The sequence below is a fragment of the Pseudomonas marginalis genome (genome assembly GCF_001645105.1).
Taxonomy (GTDB): Bacteria; Pseudomonadota; Gammaproteobacteria; order Pseudomonadales; family Pseudomonadaceae; genus Aquipseudomonas; species Aquipseudomonas petroselini.
Map to the genome: position 1 here is coordinate 45,413 of NZ_LKEG01000024.1, position 7,104 is coordinate 52,516.

5 protein-coding genes are annotated in these 7,104 nt (G+C 56.4%); 4 read left to right on the forward strand and 1 reads right to left on the reverse strand.

From position 1 onward, the window contains the following. Positions 1 to 29: 29 nt before the first annotated feature. Both AO064_RS32015 and AO064_RS30625 read left to right on the forward strand, forming a co-directional pair. Positions 30 to 3,599, forward strand: a complete 3,570-nt coding sequence (locus AO064_RS32015; protein WP_279615277.1) for a hemagglutinin repeat-containing protein — start codon at positions 30 to 32, stop codon at positions 3,597 to 3,599. 2 nt (positions 3,600 to 3,601) lie between these two features. Next, the gene (locus AO064_RS30625) at positions 3,602 to 4,177 is read left to right on the forward strand and encodes a hypothetical protein (protein ID WP_133822175.1); all 576 of its coding nucleotides are present in this window, start codon (positions 3,602 to 3,604) and stop codon (positions 4,175 to 4,177) included. Positions 4,178 to 4,384: 207 nt separating this feature from the next. Here AO064_RS30625 and AO064_RS04095 read toward each other — a convergent pair whose 3' ends face one another. Further along, positions 4,385 to 4,642 (reverse strand): hypothetical protein, encoded by a 258-nt coding sequence (locus tag AO064_RS04095; RefSeq protein WP_027608116.1) that lies wholly within the window; start codon positions 4,640 to 4,642, stop codon positions 4,385 to 4,387. Between the two features lie 410 nt (positions 4,643 to 5,052). On the opposite strand from AO064_RS04095, the gene AO064_RS31130 reads away from it, so the two are divergent. Beyond that, positions 5,053 to 5,307 carry a hemagglutinin repeat-containing protein gene (locus AO064_RS31130; protein ID WP_064052483.1) on the forward strand — a complete coding sequence of 85 codons (255 nt, stop codon included), beginning with the start codon at positions 5,053 to 5,055 and terminating at the stop codon, positions 5,305 to 5,307. Further along, positions 5,286 to 7,104: hemagglutinin repeat-containing protein (locus AO064_RS31135; RefSeq protein ID WP_341844895.1), on the forward strand; the 1,819-nt coding region annotated here is incomplete at its 3' end. The genes AO064_RS31130 and AO064_RS31135, both read left to right, overlap by 22 nt.

A 7,104-nucleotide genomic window follows, 5' to 3' on the forward strand; every position in this document is an offset into this window, starting at 1 on the left:
CCGTCACCGCTGAAAAAGGCGCCACGCAACTGGCGGCCGGCCAGGACGTGAGCATCCTCGCCGCTACTAACTCAGACAGCGCCCGTCACGAACGCAAGGAAAGCAAAAGCAGTTGGGGCGGCCTCAAGTCGAGCAAAGTCCAGGACAAAGTCGACGAAAAACGCACCACCGCCCTGGGCAGCATGGTCTCCGGCGAAACCGTCACCATCGCCGCCAAGCGAGACGCCACGGTCACCGGTTCCAACCTGGTCAGCACCGGCGACCTCGCCGTCCAGGCCGGCCGCGACCTGACCATCGACGCGGCGCAAAACACCTTCGCCCGCACCGACATGCACAAGGAAAAAAATCGCGACCTGACCGGCGTGCTGACCGGCAACAAGCTCGGTCTGGACGACATGACCGGCAACCAGAAGCTGTACATCAACAGCTCGAAGCATAACGGCACCGCCAATGAAATGACCTTGACCGGCAGCACGATTGGCTCGAGTGCGGGCAATGTGTCGCTGACAGCGGGGCGTGAGTTGAAGGTGGTGGCCAGTGATCTGGTGAGCACCAAGAACATGGAGTTGAGTGGGGCGAATGTCACAGTCACCTCGGGTGTGGAGACTGCCAGTCAGACCAGTAAGGACAGTTCCAAGAGCTTGGCGGTTGGGCGGGTGATCGCGGGCACCGTGGTCGACACCGCCAACAGCATCCGCGACGCAGCTGAGGCGGCGCGCAGCTCCGACGACCCGCGCCTCAAGGCCGTGAAGATCGCCCAGGCGGCGCTGTCGATGTACAACCTCAATAACCAGGCCGGCGAACTCGCTAAGCAAAGCACCGGCTTCAAGGACAAAACCGGTGGCTCCGTCGGCAACGGTTCGTTCATCAAGATCGGCACCGAACTGGCCAATACCCGTACCAAAAACAGCAGCGAATACACGGCGCAGACCGCTCACCAGAGCAACCTCAACGCCGGGGGCAAACTGTCGATCATCGCCGCGGGCGATGCGCCGGGCACTGTGGGTGACTTGACGATTACCGGCAGTACGTTGAAAGCCGACAGCACGTTGCTGTCCGCGAAAAACAATATCCTGATGCAAAGCGCACAGAACACCACCGACCGCAAAAACGACGGTTCACGCAAAAGGACCGCTATCGGTGCCAGCTTCAACATAGGCGAGCAAAACGGTTTCACCATCGACCTCGGTGCACAAACCGCCAAGAACCTCGGTTCGGGTGGCTCGGTTACCCAGGTCAATACCACGTTGGACACCGGCTCGCTGGTACTGCGCAGCGGCCAGGACACCAGCCTGATCGGCGCGCAGGTACGCGCTGACCGTATCGATGCCAACATCGGCGGCAACCTCAACATTCTGTCGCGCCAAGACACCGAAACGTCCAAGAGCAAGCAGAACAGCGCGGGCTTCGGTGCGAGCATCTGCATTCCGCCGATCTGTTATGGCTCCCCAGTGACAGCGTCCGCGAGCCTGGCGGCGTCGAAAATGAACAGCGACTACCAGGCTGTCACCGACCAGAGCGGTTTCTTTGCCGGTAAGGGCGGCTACACCATCGACGTGGCCAAAAACACCATCCTGCAAGGTGCGGTGATTGCCAGCGAGGCTGCGGCCGACAGGAACCTGCTGCTCACCGATCGGTTGCTGGTCAGTGACATCAAGAATAAGAGCGAGATCAAGAGCCAATCGGCCGGCGTCAGCGTCTCCGGTTCCTACAGTAGCGGCGCGAGTACCCTCACGCCGGGTGCCTTGTATGGAATGTCGCTGAACGATTCGGACCACAGCTACACGCGCAGTGCCGTCAGCGAAGGCACGATCGTGGTGCGCAACCCTGAAGGCGCGGGTGACCTAGTCGGCCTGAACCGCGACACCGCCAACGCCAATCAACGCCTCGACAAGCCTGATGAAAAGGCCATGCAGGAACGCATGGACCTGATCAAAAGCTCGATGGAGCTGACCAAGGGCATTGGCGACGCGATTGCTGCGGCCAGGATCAGGGCCGCTGACGACCCTAACAGTGACGTCAACAAAGCCACGCGCCTGAAGTTGATTGATGAGGGTATCGCCAATCCGACACAGGCTCAGATCAGCCAGCGTGCCCAGCAGGATTATGGCGTTGGCAGCAGCTTCCAGAAGGCCAGCCAGGCAGTGACTGCCGTGGTGCAAGCGGCGATGGGTGGCAGCGTAGGTGGGGCGTTGGCGGGGGCGGCGGCGCCATATCTGGCAGAAACAATCAGGGACAGGACCAAGGGCGACCCTACAGCCAATCTGATGGCCCATGCGGTACTGGGTGCTGTGCTCGCCAAGGCTGGCGGTAACTCAGCACTCGCTGGTGCAGCCGGTGCTGTGGCGGCAGAGGAAACCGCACGTCTGATCAAAGAGAACCTGTATGGCGATGTCAGTAACGAGAACCTGACCCAGGCGCAAAAGCAGACGATCTCCAGCCTCGCGACCTTGGCGGGTGGCCTTTCAGGATCGTTGTCCGGCAAGGGCGCACTGGATGCGGTGGCAGCGGCTCAGGTTGGGAGGAATGCGGTTGAGAATAACTATCTCAGCGTGCCGGAAGCGACCCGTAAGTTTGTGCTTTCACGCAAGCAAATGCTGGGCACCATCACTGACAAAGAAAAAGATGAACTCGCGTATATAAACGTTATCGATAAAGATCGAGATGAAGCGATTCGCGATGCCTGCACTACCGGAAATTTGTCCAGTTCCGCTTGCGGTCGTTTGATCGAACCTGCACGTCAGGCTCTTGCGGAATACGAGGCTCCTGTCTCTGTCCGTCTGCTTTATAAAGAACTTTACCCGGCTGATGCAAAAAATGCCGAGGCTGCATTACGTGGCTTAGACGATGCCAGCATTCTCCACGACATCGTGATAACGGACCTTGCGAGCCGTTCTGAGAAAACGCGGGCGGAAGTTGAGCAACAGTATGATTTTGTCATGACGATGCATGCCATCACGGCGGCGATTGCTGGGGGGTACGGATTAAAAGGGTTAACGTCTACTACAAAAGTGCCTGCATCGACTTTGATTTCTGGAGAGGCCAAAGTTGTCGGAACCGGAAAATCAGCAGCAAACGACGCGAGCTTTAATGTTCCCAAAGGCTACACACAAGAAATTGATGGAACCGTGAACGGCCCCGGTGGTGGGACTTACAAACCTACCGGAACGCAGGACGCCAATGGCAATCAGGTGTTTCTGGCCGGTAATGGTAACTACTACACGTTGACCGAGGATAGAGCGACGCGAATTGTTTCTCCTAATCCGTCCGCCGGAATTGGAGCAACAGGGAAAATCGGGGAGGATGCCCTAAAACCATTGGGTGGTCAGTCTCAAGTTACCTTCCAAACGACCCAAGGCGTGCGTGTCGTCGACCAGCTAGCTCCAGGTGCTTTGGCTCATGAGTCCAAGGTTGGATACACTTCACTCGACGCCAATACAGCCCTTCAGGTGATGAAGGATACGGAGCTCCTGAGCCGCGGTATGGTTAATGGGGTAACATGGAATTTTTATAGGAGCCCCGTCACAGGACGCGTTGGACCTGCGCCAGCCCTTGAAAAAGCTTTGTCCGACGCGGGAATCAAAATTAAGGTGCATTGATTATGGAATTTACAACCGCCTATACGCCAGTCACAGATTTTTTTTCATCTATGAATTCGAAAGAGCTAAATAGTTTTTATGAACTCTTTATGCTTAATAAACCCTACTGTTTAGATGAGTTAATTCAAGCTGTTTGGCATACGCCGGGATATGAAAGCTGGAACGCGGATTTTTCCCCGGAATCTTTAGATGGTGTGGCTGAGTGGTTAGCTTCACGGATTTATAAAGAGCAACTGTCATCAACGGTTAACGAAACAGGAAATGATTCAATTGCCGGCACGGCTGATTTGAACACACCTGTTCTATCCGAAGAGGCAATGTCTTTGGCTGTTTTAGTTGGAATGTATTATGGTGAAGTGGCGGTTCGAAATAACCCTGAACTGAGCTGGAGTCAGTTAAAAGGTAATAAGAAACAGGCGGATTACGGGCAGCCTGTTATATCCGCATCTGGCTCGCTGCCTACCAATCCAGTAAGAGTTGCTCATGCATTCGCGTGCGCTATTGCTGATGGATCAAAGACATTAGGTCGGCTTCGAGAGACATATAACTATTGGATGCAATTAATAAAGGCTAAATAAGATGTGCAGTGACGTGCAAGTATTTCACTGTGTCGTTTGTCGTAACTGTGATTGCGCTATCCATTAGGGGGCAGGCCACGTTTTTGTTTGAATGCTTGTGGAGAAGCAAATCTGGAGGTGTTACGTTCTTTAACAATTGGCTTTTTTATTTCATTTGTCTGGGAAGTTTTTAAGCTGGGCGGTTTTTAAAATAACCGCCCATTTTATTTATGAAATTTTTGAGTTCAACTTCCGGCCAATCACATCCAGCAAATCACACCCATCTCGCAGCGGAATTGCCAGTAACAGCGCAAAATCGTGAAGCACAATCGCATCACTGCTGATCTCTTCCCGAAACGCGAGGTTCTCCAAAAACTGAGTCACCGCACGAATGCGATACGCGGCGGCATCATAGAGAACATCTAGGGGCGCTTGCGTGTCGATCACCAGCGCGGGGATGGTTGAGTCATGGCCTGTAAGCGGCATGTATCTATTCATAGGTAAAGCCTCGGTCGATGTAATGAAAGCTGTCACCTATCGTCGCCAAACGAATGGGTGACAGCTGTACGCAGGTTGGCGAACCGGGACCGAGTTCCGGCAGACCCGAAGGTCTCCCGCGCACAGCTGCCATAAAGCAGCGATGCGGGTACGGAAACCCCTGCAAGCAAGCAGAAAGCTTTCGCATACGGTCAACGGATCGCCAAATCCGATCGCCCTTTTGGACGACCGGCGGACTATAAGTCCTCAGCGTAAAAACACGCAAGGCATCAAAAGGCCAACGTCGCCCTGCGAGCCGGCGCCAACCTCAACGCCATCGCGGCAGCCAACGAGCAGCATTCGACCTACAACTCGAAAAAATCAAAAGCATCGAAGACCACGTCCAGCAAGTCTCCAGCGTGATCAAGGCCGGCGGCGACGCCACCCTGAGCGCCGGGCAGAACCTGCAACTGGTCGCCAGCCAGGTCAATGCCGGCAACGAGGCCTACCTGGTATCCGGCAAAAACCTCGAGCTCAAAGCCGCCGAAAACCAGGACTACAGCTTCTACAGCAAGACCAAGAAAACCTCCCAGGGCAANCAGACCTGCTGCTGGCTGGCAGTGCCGTCACCGCTGAAAAAGGCGCCACGCAACTGGCGGCCGGCCAGGACGTGAACATCCTCGCCGTCAGTAACGCCGACAGCGCCCGCCACGAACGCAAGGAAAGCAAAAGCAGCTGGGGCGGCCTCAAGTCGAGCAAAGTCGAGGACAAAGTCGACGAAAAACGCACCACCGCCATGGGCAGCATGGTCTCCGGCGAAACCGTCACGGTCGCCGCCAAACGCGATGCCACGGTCACCGGCTCGTCCCTGGTCAGCACCGGCGACCTCGCCGTCCAGGCCGGCCGCGACCTGACCATCGACGCGGCGCAAAACACCTTCGCCCGCACCGACATGCACAAGGAAAAAAATCGCGACCTCACCGGCGTGCTGACCGGCAACAAGCTCGGTCTGGATGACATGACCGGCAACCAGAAGCTGTACATCAACAGCTCGAAGCACAACGGCACAGCCAATGAAATGACCTTGACCGGCAGCACTATTGGCTCGAGTGCGGGCAATGTGTCGTTGACCGCTGGGCGTGAGTTGAAGGTGGTGGCCAGTGATCTGGTGAGCACCAAGAACATGGAGTTGAGTGGGGCCAATGTCACCGTCACCTCGGGGATGGAGACGGCCAGTCAGACCAGTAAGGACAGTTCCAAGAGCTTGGCGGTTGGGCGGGTGATCGCGGGCTTGGTAGTGGACACCGCCACCAGCATGCGCGACGCCGTCAAAGCGGCCCGTAGCGCTGATGACCCACGACTCAAGGCAGTCAAAATCGCCCAGGCAGCCCTCGCCGCCTACAACCTGAATGGCCAGGCTTCGGACGCCAATGCGCAAAGCTCCGGCTTCAAAAACAAAACCGGCGGCACGCCCGGCAACGGTTCGCTGATCAAGATCGGTACTGAACTGGCCAATAACCGCAGCAAGAACAGCAGCGAATTCAACAGTGTCACCGCCAAGCAGAGCACGCTCAACGCAGGGCAAGACTTGTCGATCGTTGCCACGGGCGCAGCGGCGGGTACTCAGGGTGATATCCAGATCACCGGCAGCAGCTTGAAAGCCGCCAACACGTTGTTGTTAGCCAAAAACGATGTGCTGATGCAAAGCGCACAAAACACCACCGACCGCAAAAACGAAGGGTCGAAAAATAAAACCGCTATTGGCGCCAGCTTCAATATTGGCGAGCAAAACGGCTTCACCCTCGACCTCGGAGCGCAGGGTGCCAAGAACAATGGCAACGGTAACTCCGTCACTCAGGTCAATAGCACCCTCGATACGGGCAGCCTGTTGTTACAAAGCGGTGGCGATACCACCCTCAAAGGCGCCCAGGTTCGTGCGGACCGTATCAAGGCAGATATTGGCGGCAACCTCAATATTATCTCCCTCCAGGACACCGAGTCTTCGCGCAGCAAACAGAGCAGCGCAGGCTTCGGCGCGAGTATCTGCGTCCCGCCGTTCTGCTACGGCTCTACCGTAGCGGGCTCGGCGAACCTTGCCGCCGCCAATATGAACAGCGACTACAAGGGCGTGACCGACCAGAGCGGTTTGTATGCGGGCACGGGCGGCTACGACATCAATGTCGGCAAGAACACCACCCTGCAAGGCGCGGTGATTGCCAGTGAAGCGTCAGCTGATAAGAACCGCCTTAGCACTGACCGCCTGATCGTCAGCGACATCAAGAATGTCAGCGAGATCAAAAGTCAGTCTGCCGGTATTTCGGTGTCTTCCAGCAGTACCAGCGGTGCGTCGATGGGCGGCAGCATACCGATAGCGCTCAAGGAGAAAGACCATAGCTACACCCGTAGCGCGGTCAGCGAAGGCACGATTGTGGTTCGCAATGCCGAAGGCGCCAATGANNNNCCTGGTGGGG